Below are 16,516 nucleotides of genomic sequence, written 5' to 3' on the forward strand. Positions count from 1 at the left end.
GGACTCCTTCTTACTTCTTGGACGGGGACTTGGGCCGCTGCGGGCCCTTGCGCTGTCCGGACTTGGCTTTGCTGCGGGCAGGGGTGCCGGAAGCGGGCTTGCCACCGGCCGGCTTGGCCTCGGGCTTGGCGTCTTCCGCCTCGTCCTTCTTCTCGAGGGACGTGGGCTCCGGTGCGTCGGACTCGTCCTTGGCCGCGCCCTGAGCGGTGCCGTGCTGGCGCTGCGACTTGGACTGGCGCTTGGGCTGCTGCCGCTTCGGCATGCCGCCCGTGGTCTGAGTCCCGTCCTCGTCCTCGGTCAGGGTGCCGGCCGCACTCTTGATTACGGTTCCGTCGGCCTGGGCCGCGAGGTTCACCTTGGTCAGGCCGTTGACGAACTTGCGCTCGAACTCGTTGCGGTCGCGGCCCTTGGCGACGATCGCCTTGACGACGGCCCGCTCGCGGCGGTTGCGCGTCTTCTCCGCGTGCGTGACGTGCTTGAGCAGGCGCTCCAGGAACGCGGCCTGGGCCTTACTGCCCGGGGTCGGGTTCTGACGGATGACGTACATCTGCTGACCCATGGTCCACACGTTGGTGGTCAGCCAGTAGACGAGGACACCGACCGGGAAGTTGATACCGAAGACGGCGAACATGACCGGGAAGACGTACATCAGCATCTTCTGCTGCTGCATGAACGGCGTCTTGACCGTCATGTCGACGTTCTTCGTCATCAGCTGGCGCTGCGTGTAGAACTGCGACGCCGACATCATCACGATCATGATCGCGGTGACGACACGCACATCGGTCAGCGTGGCGCCGAGCGAGGCGACCGTGTCCGCGCTGTCGGTGAACTTGGCCGCGAGCGGGGCGCCGAAGATGTGCGCCTTACGCGCGCTCGCCAGCAGGTCGTCGTTGATGACGCCGATCGTGGTGCCCGTCGCGATGCCGTTGAGCACGTGGTACAGGGCAAAGAAGAACGGGGACTGCGCCAGGATGGGAAGGCACGAGGAGAGCGGGTTGGTGCCCGTCTCCTTGTACAGCTTCATCATCTCTTCGGACTGACGCTGCTTGTCGTTCTTGTAGCGCTCCTGGATCTTCTTCATCTCGGGCTGCAGCGTCTGCATGGCCCGAGTGGCCTTGATCTGCTTCACGAAGAGCGGGATCAGGCAGATACGGATCAGGATCACCAGGGACACGATGGACAGGCCCCAGGCCCAGCCCGTGTCAGGGCCGAAGATCGCCCCGTACAACGAGTGGAACTGGACGATGACCCAGGAAACTGGTGTCGTGATGAAGCTGAAAAAACCGGCAATCGTGTCCACTAATCAAGCTCCTTGAGCATGGGACGGGGTCTCGGCGGCGGGGCTCGAGGGGCTGGTGTGGCCACACTCTGAAGGCGCGCCGGCGGCGGAAGGCCCGCCCTTGCGTTCGCGCCAGGCGTTACGCAGCATTTCGTGCCACCGCGGACGCTTGCGCGGCGGAACATGGTCGACACCGCCGAGCGACCATGGGTTGCACCGGAGGATGCGCCAGGCGGTGAGAGCTGTTCCCTTGATCGCACCATGACGGTCGATCGCTGTGAAGCCGTAGTGGGAACACGACGGGTAGTACTTGCACACAGGCCCCAGCAGAGGGCTGATGGTCCACTGATAGAGCTTGATCAACGCAAGCAGCGGGTATTTCATCGCGCGCCCCCTCCCAGCAGCCGCTGAAGGGCGGCATCCAGGTCTCGGGCCAGCTGTGCATGGTCGGCGTCACCCGCGCCGGGCAACGCACGTACGACTACCAGGCTACCGGGGGACAAAAGTGCGAGTCGGTCGCGCATGAGGTGGCGAAGCCTGCGCTTCACCGCGTTACGTACGACAGCTCCACCGACTGCCTTGCTCACGACGAAACCCGCACGCGTCGGGGGAACGCTCTCCCCAGGCGCGTGCGGGTCCGTTGCACCGCTACGTAGATGGACGACGAGGAGCGGGCGACCAGCCCGGCGTCCTCGGCGTACCGCGGTTGCGAAGTCTTCGCGCCGCCTCAGCCGATTCTCGGAAGGCAGCACGTCATGACCTGTACGCGATCAGGCGGACAGCTCGGCGCGACCCTTGCCACGGCGGTTCGCGAGAATCGCGCGGCCGGCACGGGTACGCATCCGCAGGCGGAAGCCGTGGGTCTTGGCGCGACGACGGTTGTTCGGCTGGAAGGTGCGCTTGCTCACTCGGGGGCTCCAGAAATGATCGTGTGGTGGCGGGACATCGCCTGGCTGTCACCGTGCGCCCACGAGAAGCTCGCGTATACGCACCGAGTGCACCGCTTCACAATCACAGATCGTGATCTTTGCCCATCGGAGGCAGGCGGCAGCAGCCATCGACAACTCGACCTGGTCACGGTACGCGCGGCTAGTCCATCCGGTCAAACCGGCATCGAGTGAGGGACACTGTGCACAGCCTGTGGACAACAACTTGAACCGCAACCGTTGCCCTGACTACCGTGGCTGAACTCCGAATCGTTCCCTTCTCACCGTCCCACCCCAATTTTCTTCCGACCCGTCCCAGAACCACACCTTCGTGGGACCTGCGAGAGAGCGTGCCCTGTGGCTGACGTACCTGCCGATCTTGCCGCAGTGTGGCCACGAGTTCTGGAGCAGCTCCTCGGGGAGGGCCGTGGGCAGGGCGTCGAGACGAAGGACGAGCACTGGATCCGGCGCTGCCAGCCTCTCGCGCTGGTCGCCGACACCGCCCTGCTCGCCGTGCCGAACGAGTTCGCGAAGGGCGTACTCGAGGGACGGCTCGCGCCGGTCGTGGCCGAGACGTTGAGCCGCGAGTGCGGCCGTCCGATCCGGATCGCGATCACGGTCGACGACTCCGTCGGTGAACAGCCCGTCCCGTCCGCATCCCCCGTACAACAGCACCGCTACGAAGAGCCCGAGCTGCCGTCGGCCCAGAGCCAGGGGCAGGGGCAGGGCCAGAACCAGGCGCATGAGCCGTACGACCCGTACGGCCGGCGCACGGATGACCATGCGCAGGGCCCTCGCGGTGATCAGTCCCAGGGCTCCCGCCCCGACCAGCTCCCGACCGCCCGCCCCGCCTACCCGGACTATCAGCGTCCGGAGCCGGGCGCCTGGCCGCGGTCGCAGGACGAGTACAGCTGGCAGCAGCCGCGGCTCGGGTTCCCCGAGCGCGACCCGTACGCCAACCCGCCCCAGCAGCCGCAGCACGACTACCGGCAGCAGGAACGTTCCCCGTACGAGCAGCAGAACGAGCGCTCCCCTTACGACCAACAGCAGGAACGCTCTCCTTACGAACAGCAGGAACGGTCGCCCTACGACCCGCAGTCGGACCGCACCGGTTACGACCAGCAGGTGGAGCGGTCCGGATACGAGCAGCAGTCCGAGCGGTCGTCGTACGAGCAGCAGATGTCCGACCGTCAGGGGCGGCACGGCCGGCACGAGCGCCGTGACCTCAACGACGGTCCGATGGGCGGCCGCCCCGGGCAGGACGGCGGGCGCCCGGGACGCGGTGTCCCCAGCGGCGCCCCCGGACCGCTGGCCGCGCAGCCCGCGCCCGCGACGGGTCCCGGCGAGCCGACCGCGCGACTGAACCCGAAGTACCTCTTCGACACCTTCGTCATCGGCGCCTCGAACCGTTTCGCGCACGCGGCCGCGGTCGCCGTCGCCGAGGCGCCGGCGAAGGCGTACAACCCCCTCTTCATCTATGGGGAGTCGGGGCTCGGCAAGACCCACCTGCTGCACGCGATCGGTCACTACGCGCGCAGTCTGTACCCGGGCACGCGCGTGCGTTACGTGAGCTCCGAGGAGTTCACGAACGAGTTCATCAACTCGATCCGCGACGGCAAGGGCGACAGCTTCCGCAAGCGGTACCGCGAGATGGACATCCTTCTTGTCGACGACATCCAGTTCCTCGCGGACAAGGAGTCGACGCAGGAGGAGTTCTTCCACACCTTCAACACGCTCCACAACGCGAACAAGCAGATCGTCCTCTCCAGCGACCGGCCGCCCAAGCAGCTGGTGACCCTGGAGGACCGGCTGCGCAACCGCTTCGAGTGGGGTCTGATCACCGACGTCCAGCCGCCCGAGCTGGAGACCCGTATCGCCATCCTTCGTAAGAAGGCGGTGCAGGAGCAGCTGAACGCTCCGCCGGAGGTCCTCGAGTTCATCGCGTCCCGCATCTCGCGCAACATCCGCGAGCTGGAAGGGGCGCTGATCCGGGTCACGGCGTTCGCGTCGCTGAACCGGCAGCCGGTGGACCTCGGTCTGACGGAGATCGTCCTCAAGGACCTGATCCCCGGCGGCGAGGACTCGGCCCCCGAGATCACGGCAACGGCGATCATGGCGGCAACGGCCGACTACTTCGGCCTGACGGTGGACGACCTGTGCGGATCCTCGCGCAGCCGCGTCCTGGTGACGGCGCGCCAGATCGCGATGTACCTGTGCCGTGAGCTGACCGACCTGTCCCTGCCCAAGATCGGGGCACAGTTCGGCGGCCGCGACCACACGACCGTCATGCACGCGGACCGCAAGATCCGCGCGCTGATGGCCGAGCGGCGGTCCATCTACAACCAGGTCACCGAGCTCACCAACCGCATCAAGAACGGCTGACAGCGGCCTTCGGACCCCTCTGTACGTCGTCGAAGGGCGCCCCGGGACAACTCCTGGGGCGCCCTTCTTCGTTGTGTCCGGACGGCGCGGCCGGACGCGGTGTTCGATTCCTGTCCTTGGTTACGGGTGTTCTCCACAGATCTGCGGACTTTCTTGCGTCCACACCCTGGGGACTGCCAAGTTGTCCAGACTGTGTCCACAGGCCACCGCGCTGAATGACCATCAGACCAGGTCAGGCACCTGGGGATTCGTGGACAAAAGATCTCCACAGCCTGTGGACAAGATTTTCTTCCACAGGGTGTGGGTTTCGTTGTCCACCGTCGACCCACAGGTCAGAGGCCCTTGTGCACAGCTGCGGGCGGCTTCTCCACACAGCTGTCCACTGTTCGGCAACACAACGTGCGGGATCACCGTGCCGAGTGAAAGGCGTCACATCAAGGGGTGCGGTTGGGCTGTGGGGAACCGGGGAAAAGCTGGGGACAGTCCTGGGGAGAAGTGGCCCCTGCCTGTGCATCGGGTGTGCAGAACTTTTCCCCGTCCACAGAGAACCCCGGTTGTCCACTGCTCGTGCCCACAGGCCCGGTGGACAAAAAACCGACTCTGACCTGCGAAAAGGCAGTTATCCACGGTTTCCACAGCCCCTACTACTACTCCCAACTAGAGAGAGCTGGGAATCAGGATCGAAGTGGGGGCTGTGCACAACTCGGGGTCCGGTACCCGACCGCGCCTCGGCACGACTTGACCCCGAGCGGCAACGACTGTCAGCGCCGTACGTCAGACTGTTCCCCGGTGTCCTTCCCATGTGGCGGCTGAGCGACACCGAGTCACACGACGAAGACCGAAGACCAACGCAGGGCGAGAGCAGCCAGCAACAGCAGGAGGCGGCTTACGGTGAAGATCCGGGTGGAACGCGACGTACTCGCGGAGGCAGTGGCCTGGGCGGCGCGCAGCCTCCCGGCCCGACCGCCTGCGCCTGTCCTCGCGGGCCTTCTCCTGAAGGCCGAGGAGGGCGCACTGAGCCTGTCGAGCTTCGACTACGAGGTCTCGGCCCGGGTCTCGGTCGACGCGGAGATCGACGAGGAGGGCACCGTCCTCGTCTCCGGCCGGCTCCTGGCAGACATCTGCCGTGCCCTGCCGAACCGTCCGGTGGAGATTTCCACAGACGGTGTACGAGCGACCGTGGTCTGCGGCTCCTCGCGATTCACACTCCACACCCTGCCTGTGGAGGAGTACCCGGCGCTGCCTCAGATGCCGACCGCGACGGGCACCGTCCCCGGTGAGGTCTTCGCCTCCGCCGCGGCCCAGGTGGCGATCGCCGCCGGCCGTGACGACACGCTGCCGGTGCTCACGGGTGTGCGCATCGAGATCGAGGGCGACACGGTCACTCTCGCCTCCACCGACCGCTACCGCTTCGCGGTCCGCGAGTTCCTGTGGAAGCCGGAGGACCCCGAGGCGTCCGCGGTCGCCCTGGTGCCGGCCAAGACGCTCCTGGACACCGCCAAGGCGCTCACGAGCGGTGACACGGTCACCCTGGCCCTGTCGGGCTCCGGCGCCGGTGAGGGTCTCATCGGCTTCGAAGGCGCGGGCCGCCGTACGACGACGCGTCTGCTCGAGGGCGACCTGCCGAAGTACCGCACCCTGTTCCCGACGGAGTTCAACTCCGTGGCCGTGATCGAGACCGCCCCCTTCGTGGAGGCCGTCAAGCGTGTGGCCCTCGTCGCCGAGCGGAACACCCCGGTGCGGCTCAGCTTCGAGCAGGGCGTGCTCATCCTGGAGGCCGGCTCCAGTGACGATGCACAGGCTGTGGAAAGGGTCGACGCCCAGCTCGACGGCGACGACATCTCGATCGCCTTCAACCCGACTTTCCTTCTGGACGGTCTGAGCGCGATCGACTCCCCGGTCGCCCAGCTCTCCTTCACGACCTCCACGAAGCCGGCGCTGCTCAGCGGCAGGCCCGCCGTGGACGCCGAGGCGGACGACGCCTACAAGTACCTGATCATGCCGGTGCGGCTGTCGGGCTGACACTCCACAGGGCATGGCCGCCGGGCGTTCGCCTGAGCGGCTGTGCCCACAGGCGTGCGTGAGCTCCCCACTGTCCGAAAGGCGTGGGTGGTACCCCCAGGTTTAGGCTCGGATCACAGGTGCGGGATTGCCTCACGCACCACCTCACGCCCCGTCGCAACTTAAGGAACCACCTGATGGAGCTCGGTCTCGTCGGTCTCGGCAAGATGGGCGGCAACATGCGCGAGCGCATCCGCCGCGCAGGCCACACCGTCATCGGATACGACCGCAATCCTGACCTCGCGGACGTCCACAGCCTCGGAGAGCTTGTGGGCAAGCTCAAGGCCCCGCGTGTGGTGTGGGTGATGGTGCCCGCCGGCGGCCCGACCCAGGCCACCGTCGACGAGCTCGCCGACCTCCTCTCACCCGGCGACGTCGTGGTCGACGGCGGTAACTCGCGCTGGACCGACGACGAGAAGCACGCCGTCGAGCTGGGCATCAAGGGCATCGGCTTCGTCGACTGCGGTGTCTCCGGGGGCGTCTGGGGCCTGGAGAACGGCTACGCGCTGATGTACGGCGGCAGCAAGGAGCACGTCGCCAAGGTCCAGCCGATCTTCGACGCCCTCAAGCCGGAGGGCGAATTCGGCTCCGTCCACGCGGGCAAGGTCGGCGCGGGCCACTTCGCGAAGATGGTCCACAACGGCATCGAGTACGCCATGATGCAGGCCTATGCCGAGGGCTGGGAGCTCCTGGAGAAGGTCGACTCCGTGGAGAACGTCCGCGAGGTCTTCCGCTCCTGGCAGGAAGGCACGGTCATCCGTTCCTGGCTGCTCGACCTGGCGGTCAACGCGCTGGACGACGACGAGCACCTGAACAAGCTGCGGGGTTACGCGGCGGACTCCGGAGAGGGCCGCTGGACCGTCGAGGCGGCCATCGACAACTCGGTGCCGCTGCCCGCGATCACCGCGTCCCTCTTCGCCCGCTTCGCCTCCCGCCAGGACGACTCGCCGCAGATGAAGATGATCGCCGCCCTGCGCAACCAGTTCGGCGGCCACGCCGTCGAGAAGAGTTAACCCACAGGCCGAGCCCAGAACGCATTCACGAAGCTCTACGACGAAGTAATCCACATCCGCTCCACACCTTGGGGGAGGTCGGCGAACGATCATGCACGTGACGCATCTGTCGCTGGCCGACTTCCGCTCGTACGCCCGGGTCGAGGTCCCTCTCGATCCGGGCGTCACCGCCTTCGTGGGCCCGAACGGGCAGGGCAAGACCAACCTCGTCGAGGCCGTCGGCTATCTCGCCACCCTCGGCAGCCACCGGGTCTCCTCGGACGCGCCGCTGGTCCGCATGGGCGCCGAGCGCGCCGTCATCCGGGCCGCCGTCCGGCAGGGCGAACGCCAGCAGCTCATCGAGCTCGAACTCAACCCGGGCAAGGCGAACCGCGCCAGGATCAACCGATCCTCGCAGGTCAGACCACGTGACGTGCTCGGCATCGTGCGCACGGTCCTGTTCGCGCCCGAGGACCTCGCGCTGGTCAAGGGCGACCCCGGTGAGCGCCGCCGCTTCCTCGACGAGCTGATCACTGCCCGCTCCCCGCGCATGGCCGGCGTCCGGTCCGACTACGACCGCGTACTCAAGCAGCGCAACACGCTTCTCAAATCGGCCGCGCTCGCCCGCAGGCACGGCGGCCGGTCCATGGACCTGTCGACCCTCGACGTGTGGGACCAGCACCTCGCGCGCGTGGGCGCCGAGCTGCTCGCGCAGCGGTTCGACCTGATCGCCACGCTGCAGCCGCTCGCCGACAAGGCGTACGAGCAGCTGGCGCCCGGCGGCGGCCCGCTCGCCCTGGACTACAAGGCGTCCTCGCCCGAAATCGACGGTCACGCGCGCGAAGAGCTCTACGAGCAGCTGATGGCCGCCCTCGAAGCGGCCCGCAAACAGGAGATCGAGCGAGGTGTGACCCTCGTCGGACCGCATCGCGACGACCTGATTCTCAAGCTCGGTCAGCTGCCGGCGAAGGGGTACGCCAGTCATGGCGAGTCCTGGTCGTACGCGCTGGCGCTGCGCCTGGCCTCGTACGACCTGCTGCGGGCCGAGGGGAACGAGCCGGTGCTCGTGCTCGACGACGTCTTCGCGGAGCTCGACGCCCGGCGCAGGGAGCGCCTCGCCGAACTGGTCGCCCCCGGTGAGCAGGTCCTGGTGACGGCCGCTGTGGGCGACGACGTGCCGGGCGTCCTGGCGGGCACGCGGTACGCGGTGTCCGAAGGCACGGTGGAGCGGGTATGAGCGAGAACACATCCAAAGACGTCCCGCGGAAGGCGCCCGAGCCGTCCGGCGTCGACCTCGCGCGCGTGGCCCTGCGCGCCGCGAAGGAGCAGGCACGCGCGCGTGGAGTGGCCGATCAGCAGAAGAAGCAGGCCCGGCGCGGCGGCGGACTGAGATCGGGGGCGCGAGCCGACGGCCGCGACCCCGTCGCGTTCGGCGCGGCGATCAACCGGCTGATCACCGAGCGCGGCTGGGAGGCGCCGGCCGCCGTCGGCGGTGTCATGGGCCGCTGGCCGGAGATCGTGGGCGAGGACCTCGCCAAGCACTCCGAGCCCCTGAAGTACGACGAGGACGAGCGTGTCCTGACCGTCCAGTGCGACTCGACGGCCTGGGCGACGCAGCTGCGTCTGCTGGCTCCGCAGCTGGTGGCGCGGCTCAACGAGGACCTCGGACACGGCACCGTACGGCTCCTGAAGATCCTGGGACCCAACGGCCCCGCCCGCCGCTTCGGCCCCCTGCGCGCCCCTGGAAGCAAGGGCCCCGGCGACACCTACGGGTGAGTCCGGGGGCCCGCTGGCCGGGGGTTGACGCCCGGTTGACGTCCGGAAGCGCTGAGTGCCTCTGTGAGCCTCTTGGAGCCCCGGGACGCATATGGGGAGTCGGCAGAGGCCGGTTCAGGGCGGCACATGCGGACTCAGGTACCGGCAAACCCCCATCACTGTCAGCGCTACCGGTAGACTGAGAGCTAATCCCGCCCCACTTGTGGGACACACCGAGCAACGCTGACTATCACTGAACGACGCAGCCGCTCCGGCCACCGCCGGGAGCTTGGCTTGTGCTGTGCCAGAAAGGGCGCTTCGTGGCCGATTCCGGCAACCCCAACGAGAACATCCCGTCCACTGCCGCCGACGCCGTCGGCGAGGCCCCCGCGGAGGCGACCACGTCCTCCGGCGAGGGCGCCTCGTCGTACGACGCCAGCGCCATCACCGTCCTCGAGGGTCTGGACGCGGTCCGCAAGCGACCCGGCATGTACATCGGCTCGACCGGTGAGCGCGGCCTGCACCACCTCGTGTACGAGGTTGTCGACAACTCGGTCGACGAGGCGCTGGCGGGGCACGCGGACACCATCGACGTCACGATCCTCGCCGACGGCGGCGTGCGCGTCGTCGACAACGGCCGCGGCATCCCGGTGGGCATCGTCCCGTCCGAGGGCAAGCCGGCCCTCGAGGTCGTGCTGACCGTGCTGCACGCGGGCGGCAAGTTCGGTGGCGGCGGCTACGCGGTCTCCGGTGGACTGCACGGCGTGGGTGTCTCCGTCGTGAACGCGCTGTCCTCGAGGGTGTCCGTCGAGGTCAAGACCGACAGCCACCGCTGGACGCAGGACTACAAGTTGGGCGTCCCGACGGCCCCGCTCGCCCAGCACGAGGCCACTGAGGAGTCCGGCACCTCGGTCACCTTCTGGGCCGACGGCGACATCTTCGAGACGACCGATTACTCCTTCGAGACGCTCTCGCGGCGCTTCCAGGAGATGGCGTTCCTCAACAAGGGTTTGACGATCAAACTCACTGATGAGCGCGAGTCGGCGAAGGCCGTGACCGGGGCGGACGAGGCCGGCGCGGACGAGAAGGCCGAGGTCAAGACCGTCACGTATCACTACGAAGGCGGCATCGTCGACTTCGTGAAGTACCTGAACTCCCGCAAGGGGGACGTGGTACATCCCTCCGTGATCGACATCGAGGCCGAGGACAAGGACAGGCTCCTTTCCGTCGAGGTCGCGATGCAGTGGAACAACGGCTACAGCGAAGGCGTGTACTCCTTCGCCAACACCATCCACACGCACGAGGGCGGCACGCACGAAGAGGGCTTCCGAGCCGCTCTCACCGGTCTCATCAACCGGTACGCGCGCGACAAGAAGCTGCTGCGCGAGAAGGACGACAACCTCACGGGTGACGACATCCGCGAGGGTCTGACGGCGATCATCTCGATCAAGCTCGGCGAGCCGCAGTTCGAGGGCCAGACCAAGACCAAGCTGGGCAACACCGAGGCGAAGACCTTCGTGCAGAAGGTCGTGCACGAGCACCTCACGGACTGGCTGGACCGCAATCCGAACGAGGCCGCGGACATCATCCGCAAGTCCATCCAGGCGGCCACCGCGCGCGTGGCGGCCCGCAAGGCCCGCGACCTGACGCGCCGCAAGGGCCTCCTGGAGAGTGCGTCGCTGCCGGGCAAGCTCTCCGACTGCCAGTCGAACGACCCCACCAAGTGCGAGATCTTCATCGTCGAGGGTGACTCCGCCGGCGGCTCGGCCAAGTCCGGCCGCAACCCGCAGTACCAGGCCATCCTGCCCATCCGAGGCAAGATCCTGAACGTCGAGAAGGCCCGGATCGACAAGATCCTGCAGAACCAGGAGATCCAGGCACTGATCTCCGCCTTCGGCACCGGAGTCCATGAGGACTTCGACATCGAGAAGCTCCGCTATCACAAGATCATCCTGATGGCGGACGCCGACGTCGACGGCCAGCACATCAACACCCTGCTGCTGACCTTCCTGTTCCGCTTCATGCGGCCCCTCGTCGAGGCCGGCTACGTGTACCTCTCGCGCCCGCCGCTCTACAAGATCAAGTGGGGCCGTGAGGACTTCGAGTACGCGTACTCGGACCGCGAGCGCGACGCCCTGACCGAGCTCGGCCGCCAGCAGGGCAAGCGGATCCGCGAGGACTCGATCCAGCGCTTCAAGGGTCTCGGCGAGATGAACGCCGAGGAGCTGCGCATCACCACGATGGACATCGAGCACCGCGTGCTCGGCCAGGTCACCCTCGACGACGCCGCCCAGGCGGACGACCTGTTCTCCGTCCTGATGGGCGAGGACGTCGAGGCGCGCCGCTCGTTCATCCAGCGCAACGCCAAGGACGTCCGCTTCCTCGACATCTGAGTCGGTCTCAGCTGACCGCATCAGAAAGGATCTTCACCAGCAATGACCGACGAGAACATGCCCCCTACGCCTGAAGACGGCGTCGAGATCAGCGTGAGTGTCGAGACCGAGGTGCCCGAGGAGGGCGCCCAGCGCATCGAGCCCGTCGGGCTCGAGACCGAGATGCAGCGCTCGTACCTCGACTACGCGATGTCCGTCATCGTGTCGCGTGCGCTGCCCGACGTACGGGACGGCCTCAAGCCCGTCCACCGCCGTGTGCTCTACGCGATGTACGACGGCGGCTACCGGCCCGAGAAGGGCTTCTACAAGTGCGCCCGCGTCGTCGGTGACGTCATGGGTAACTACCACCCGCACGGCGACTCCTCGATCTACGACGCCCTGGTCCGCCTGGCGCAGCCGTGGTCGATGCGTATGCCGCTGGTGGACTCGAACGGAAACTTCGGCTCCCCGGGCAACGATCCCGCGGCCGCCATGCGCTACACCGAGTGCAAGATGGCGCCGCTGTCCATGGAGATGGTCCGTGACATCGACGAGGAGACCGTCGACTTCACGGACAACTACGACGGCCGCTCCCAGGAGCCGACCGTCCTGCCGGCCCGCTTCCCGAACCTGCTGATCAACGGCTCGGCCGGTATCGCGGTCGGCATGGCCACCAACATCCCGCCGCACAACCTGCGCGAGGTCGCGGCCGGTGCCCAGTGGTACCTGGAGAACCCCGAGGCCACGCACGAGGAGCTCCTGGACGCGCTCATCGAGCGCATCAAGGGCCCCGACTTCCCGACCGGCGCCCTCGTAGTGGGCCGTAAGGGCATCGAGGAGGCGTACCGCACCGGCCGTGGCTCCATCACGATGCGCGCGGTCGTCGAGGTCGAGGAGATCCAGAACCGCCAGTGCCTGGTGGTCACCGAGCTCCCGTACCAGGTCAACCCGGACAACCTCGCGCAGAAGATCGCCGACCTCGTGAAGGACGGCAGGGTCGGCGGCATCGCCGACGTCCGCGACGAGACGTCCTCCCGTACGGGCCAGCGCCTGGTCATCGTCCTGAAGCGCGACGCCGTCGCCAAGGTCGTCCTGAACAACCTCTACAAGCACACCGACCTGCAGACGAACTTCGGCGCCAACATGCTGGCGCTCGTCGACGGTGTGCCGCGCACCCTCTCCCTGGACGCCTTCATCCGCCACTGGGTGAGCCACCAGGTCGAGGTCATCGTCCGCCGGACGAAGTTCCGCCTGCGCAAGGCCGAGGAGCGCGCCCACATCCTGCGCGGCCTCCTGAAGGCCCTGGACGCCATCGACGAGGTCATCGCGCTCATCCGGCGCAGTGACACCGTCGAGATCGCCCGTGAGGGCCTGATGGGCCTCCTGGAGATCGACGAGATCCAGGCCAACGCCATCCTCGAGATGCAGCTGCGCCGGCTGGCCGCCCTGGAGCGCCAGAAGATCGTCGCCGAGCACGACGAACTGCAGCTCAAGATCAACGAGTACAACGCGATCCTGGCCTCGCCGGAGCGCCAGCGCCAGATCATCAGCCAGGAACTCGCGGCGATCGTCGAGAAGTTCGGCGACGACCGACGCTCCAAGCTGGTGCCCTTCGACGGCGACATGTCCATGGAGGACCTGATCGCCGAAGAGGACATCGTCGTCACCATCACGCGCGGCGGCTACGTCAAGCGCACCAAGACGGTCGACTACCGCTCGCAGAAGCGCGGCGGCAAGGGCGTACGAGGCACGAAGCTCAAGGAAGACGACATCGTCGACCACTTCTTCGTGTCGACGACGCACCACTGGCTGCTGTTCTTCACGAACAAGGGCCGCGTCTACCGCGCCAAGGCGTACGAGCTCCCGGACGCCGGCCGTGACGCGCGCGGTCAGCACGTGGCCAACCTGCTGGCCTTCCAGCCGGACGAGGCGATCGCCGAGATCCTCGCGATCCGCGACTACGAAGCGGCCCCGTACCTGGTCCTCGCCACAAAGGGCGGCCTCGTAAAGAAGACCCCCCTCAAGGACTACGACTCGCCCCGCGCGGGCGGCGTCATCGCCATCAACCTCCGCGAGACGGAGGACGGTTCCGACGACGAGCTGATCGGCGCCGAGCTGGTCTCCGCCGAGGACGACCTGCTGCTCATCAGCAAGAAGGCGCAGTCCATCCGCTTCACCGCCACGGACGACGCGCTGCGCCCGATGGGCCGCGCCACATCGGGCGTGAAGGGTATGAGTTTCCGCGAGGGCGACCAGTTGCTCTCGATGAATGTCGTCCGGCCGGGTACGTTCGTGTTCACCGCCACCGACGGTGGGTACGCGAAGCGGACCGCCGTCGACGAGTACCGCGTCCAGGGCCGCGGCGGCCTCGGTATCAAGGCCGCCAAGATCGTGGAGGACCGTGGATCGCTCGTCGGTGCACTGGTGACTGAGGAGACCGACGAGATCCTCGCCATCACGCTGTCCGGCGGTGTGATTCGCACGCGAGTCAACGAGGTCAGGGAGACGGGCCGTGACACCATGGGCGTCCAACTGATCAACCTGGGCAAGCGCGATGCCGTGGTCGGTATCGCTCGTAACGCCGAGGCCGGTCGCGAGGCGGAGGAGGTCGACGGTGACGTCATCGTCGACGAGACCGTCGAGGTCGAGACGGCTGTCGAAACGGACGAGGGCACGGAGTCCACGGCCGAGTAGCGCGAGGAGTGAGTCATCGTGAGCGGAGCCACGGGCGCCGGTTCGACCGGTACGGAAACGGACGGCGGCCGTGGCCCCGCCACTGACTCGAAAGACTCGCACGAGTCTCATGGATCCCAGGGGGGAACTGTGACGGACACCCGAGGTCCGCAGACGCAGCAGTACGCGGCCGACAAGGACGGGGCGTTGCCCGGGGAGCGGCAGCAGCCCCAGCAGCCCTCGCAGCCGTACCACCCGCCGCAGGCCTACCAGGCGGATCCGCCGGCCGGTGCGGTCCGCAGGCCGCGCACGGGGGCCCGCACGACGCCTCGTACGCGCAAGGCGCGCCTGAGGGTCGCCAAGGCCGATCCGTGGTCGGTGATGAAGGTCAGCTTCCTGCTCTCCATCGCGCTCGGCATCTGCACCATCGTCGCGGCTGCGGTGCTGTGGATGGTCATGGACGCCATGGGCGTCTTCTCGACCGTGGGCGGCACGATCTCCGAGGCCACGGGCTCGAACGAGTCCAACGGCTTCGACCTTCAGTCGTTCCTGTCGCTGCCGCGCGTTCTGTTGTTCACGTCGATCATCGCGGTCATCGACGTCGTCCTCGCGACGGCTCTGGCCACGCTCGGCGCGTTCATCTACAACCTCTCCGCGGGTTTCGTGGGCGGCGTCGAGCTGACCCTCGCCGAGGACGAGTAGCAGCCGAGCAGCAGTCGCTTTCGTCGGTTCAGTCGCCGTGACACCTGTGGAGCGCATTCCCTGACGGGGGTGCGCTCCACAGGCGTTTGGGCCGGTGAGGCGGGGTCCCAGCTATCGATTTTGGGACTGGCCGGGTCGTGCGCTAATCTTCAGAGGTCAGCGCGCGGGACACACACCGCAAAGCGCGGCGGGGCTATAGCTCAGTTGGTTAGAGCGCATCCCTGATAAGGATGAGGCCACAGGTTCAAATCCTGTTAGCCCCACAAGACAGAAACCCTCAACCCATCGTGGTTGGGGGTTTTTGGCGTCTATAGGGGACGGCGGGGCTGTGGTGCTGTGCCGTGCTTACGGCTGCATGGCCCGCGAGCCGTGAGGTGCAGCGCCCGATGGTGGACACACGCCGAGAAGACCCTCAGCCTGTGGCGGCCGGGGTCATGAAAGGTCGAGGGCGCGGGAGCGCGGTTTACCGGTGGCGCGGTCTAGCTGTGGTGCCGGTTTGGCGGCGGGGCGTGGTGGGGCGCTCTGCCTGCGGGTTGGTGCCGTCTGGACCTGGAGCGCGACGGGCAGGTTCGGGGCGTGGCTGCGCTGGTGAAGCGCTGCCGGGTGCCGCCGTGCCTCTGCGGTGGTCGTACTCGTCGTGCCGGCCGTACTGAGCGGCGCTGTCGGCCTGAGCCGATGAGCCGTGCTGGCGGCCGTTCTCCTGTGGTGGTGCTTGCCTCGGTGGTGCCTGCCGGTGGTACCTGTCGGTCTTCCTCGCCGGCTGTTCTTGCGGTGGAGCTTTTGCTGCGAAGGGTCTGCTGCGGTCCTCCAGGGCCGGCTGTCCAGCCGTTGCCGCTTTCGTTACCGCTGCTGTCACTGCTGTCACTGCTGTCACTGCTGGTGGTGCTGGTGGTGCTGGTGGTGCTTCGTCGTTACGTACTGCTTCACGTACTGCTTCACGTACTGCTTCACGTACTGCTTCACGTACTGCGGTCGTTACGACTGCGAGTGGAGCGCGCTGATTCCTGCCGGGGTCTCGTCGAACTCGTTCCCGGACTCCGTGTCGACCGGCGGGCGGTGGCGGCAGCTGGGGGAGGAACCGTGGGCCTCGGCGCGGATGCGCTGCTTCATCGTGGGAGGCAGCGACCGTTTGAAGGCCCAGGGAGCCTGGACGGCGGTAGCGGCGGGGGTGCTTACCGCCGCGTTGCGGGTGCCCTCCGTCTGCTGTACGGGCGTGGCCGCGGCGGCCGGGGAGGTGAGACCCATCGCGGTCAGCACCGCGAGGAAGGCGGTGATGAGGACGGTCCACAGCTTGATGACCTTGTTGGTGGCCATGTTCCCTCATTTTCGGGTTGGGCGATTTGCGTACTTTCCTCATGATGTGTATGCGGGCTC

At 67.3% G+C, this 16,516-nt stretch carries 13 protein-coding genes and 1 tRNA gene; 9 read left to right on the plus strand and 5 right to left on the minus strand.

Translation table 11 applies throughout. The features are described 5' to 3' along the window. Nucleotides 1-10: 10 nt before the first annotated feature. Genes yidC through rpmH form a run of 4 tightly spaced genes read right to left on the minus strand, consistent with a single transcriptional unit; the run spans nucleotide 11 to nucleotide 2,187 of the window. Nucleotides 11-1,300: a membrane protein insertase YidC gene (yidC, locus tag AC07EJ_RS16265; protein ID WP_389487568.1), complete on the minus strand. Its 1,290-nt coding sequence runs from the start codon at nucleotides 1,298-1,300 to the stop codon at nucleotides 11-13. 3 nt (nucleotides 1,301-1,303) lie between these two features. Next, a complete protein-coding gene (yidD, locus tag AC07EJ_RS16270) occupies nucleotides 1,304-1,663 on the minus strand; it encodes a membrane protein insertion efficiency factor YidD (protein WP_100597227.1) in 360 nt (119 codons plus the stop codon). After that, on the minus strand, nucleotides 1,660-2,031 hold the full coding sequence (gene rnpA / locus AC07EJ_RS16275; RefSeq protein ID WP_266562292.1) for a ribonuclease P protein component: 372 nt from the start codon (nucleotides 2,029-2,031) through the stop codon (nucleotides 1,660-1,662). The genes yidD and rnpA overlap by 4 nt, the downstream gene beginning before the upstream one ends. A gap of 18 nt (nucleotides 2,032-2,049) precedes the next feature. Then, nucleotides 2,050-2,187, minus strand: a complete 138-nt coding sequence (gene rpmH / locus AC07EJ_RS16280; protein WP_100597229.1) for a 50S ribosomal protein L34 — start codon at nucleotides 2,185-2,187, stop codon at nucleotides 2,050-2,052. A gap of 375 nt (nucleotides 2,188-2,562) precedes the next feature. On the opposite strand from rpmH, the gene dnaA reads away from it, so the two are divergent. The 9 genes from dnaA (at nucleotide 2,563) to AC07EJ_RS16325 (ending at nucleotide 15,405) form a co-directional block, all read left to right on the plus strand. Further along, nucleotides 2,563-4,587, plus strand: coding sequence for a chromosomal replication initiator protein DnaA (gene dnaA, locus AC07EJ_RS16285; RefSeq protein ID WP_478884422.1), 2,025 nt, complete (start codon nucleotides 2,563-2,565; stop codon nucleotides 4,585-4,587). A gap of 891 nt (nucleotides 4,588-5,478) precedes the next feature. After that, the gene (gene dnaN / locus AC07EJ_RS16290; protein ID WP_116512073.1) at nucleotides 5,479-6,609 is read left to right on the plus strand and encodes a DNA polymerase III subunit beta; all 1,131 of its coding nucleotides are present in this window, start codon (nucleotides 5,479-5,481) and stop codon (nucleotides 6,607-6,609) included. Nucleotides 6,610-6,785: 176 nt separating this feature from the next. Next, the gene (gene gnd / locus AC07EJ_RS16295; protein ID WP_389487574.1) at nucleotides 6,786-7,661 is read left to right on the plus strand and encodes a phosphogluconate dehydrogenase (NAD(+)-dependent, decarboxylating); all 876 of its coding nucleotides are present in this window, start codon (nucleotides 6,786-6,788) and stop codon (nucleotides 7,659-7,661) included. A gap of 91 nt (nucleotides 7,662-7,752) precedes the next feature. Next, entirely contained in the window at nucleotides 7,753-8,877 is a 1,125-nt protein-coding gene (gene recF, locus AC07EJ_RS16300) for a DNA replication/repair protein RecF (protein WP_389487576.1), read from the plus strand. Beyond that, nucleotides 8,874-9,416 (plus strand): DciA family protein, encoded by a 543-nt coding sequence (locus AC07EJ_RS16305; RefSeq protein ID WP_389487578.1) that lies wholly within the window; start codon nucleotides 8,874-8,876, stop codon nucleotides 9,414-9,416. The genes recF and AC07EJ_RS16305 overlap by 4 nt, the downstream gene beginning before the upstream one ends. Nucleotides 9,417-9,691: 275 nt before the next feature. Beyond that, nucleotides 9,692-11,788 carry a DNA topoisomerase (ATP-hydrolyzing) subunit B gene (gyrB, locus tag AC07EJ_RS16310; RefSeq protein ID WP_389487580.1) on the plus strand — a complete coding sequence of 699 codons (2,097 nt, stop codon included), beginning with the start codon at nucleotides 9,692-9,694 and terminating at the stop codon, nucleotides 11,786-11,788. Between the two features lie 42 nt (nucleotides 11,789-11,830). Next, the gene (gyrA, locus tag AC07EJ_RS16315; RefSeq protein WP_389487582.1) at nucleotides 11,831-14,461 is read left to right on the plus strand and encodes a DNA gyrase subunit A; all 2,631 of its coding nucleotides are present in this window, start codon (nucleotides 11,831-11,833) and stop codon (nucleotides 14,459-14,461) included. An 18-nt stretch (nucleotides 14,462-14,479) separates the two neighbouring features. Continuing rightward, nucleotides 14,480-15,142, plus strand: a complete 663-nt coding sequence (locus tag AC07EJ_RS16320) for a DUF3566 domain-containing protein (RefSeq protein WP_389487584.1) — start codon at nucleotides 14,480-14,482, stop codon at nucleotides 15,140-15,142. Between the two features lie 189 nt (nucleotides 15,143-15,331). After that, nucleotides 15,332-15,405, plus strand: a tRNA-Ile gene (locus tag AC07EJ_RS16325). A 712-nt stretch (nucleotides 15,406-16,117) separates the two neighbouring features. Here AC07EJ_RS16325 and AC07EJ_RS16330 read toward each other — a convergent pair. Beyond that, nucleotides 16,118-16,456, minus strand: coding sequence for a DUF6344 domain-containing protein (locus AC07EJ_RS16330; RefSeq protein ID WP_389487586.1), 339 nt, complete (start codon nucleotides 16,454-16,456; stop codon nucleotides 16,118-16,120). Between the last annotated feature and the right edge of the window lie 60 nt (nucleotides 16,457-16,516).

The sequence above is a fragment of the Streptomyces sp. NPDC045026 genome (assembly GCF_056432625.1).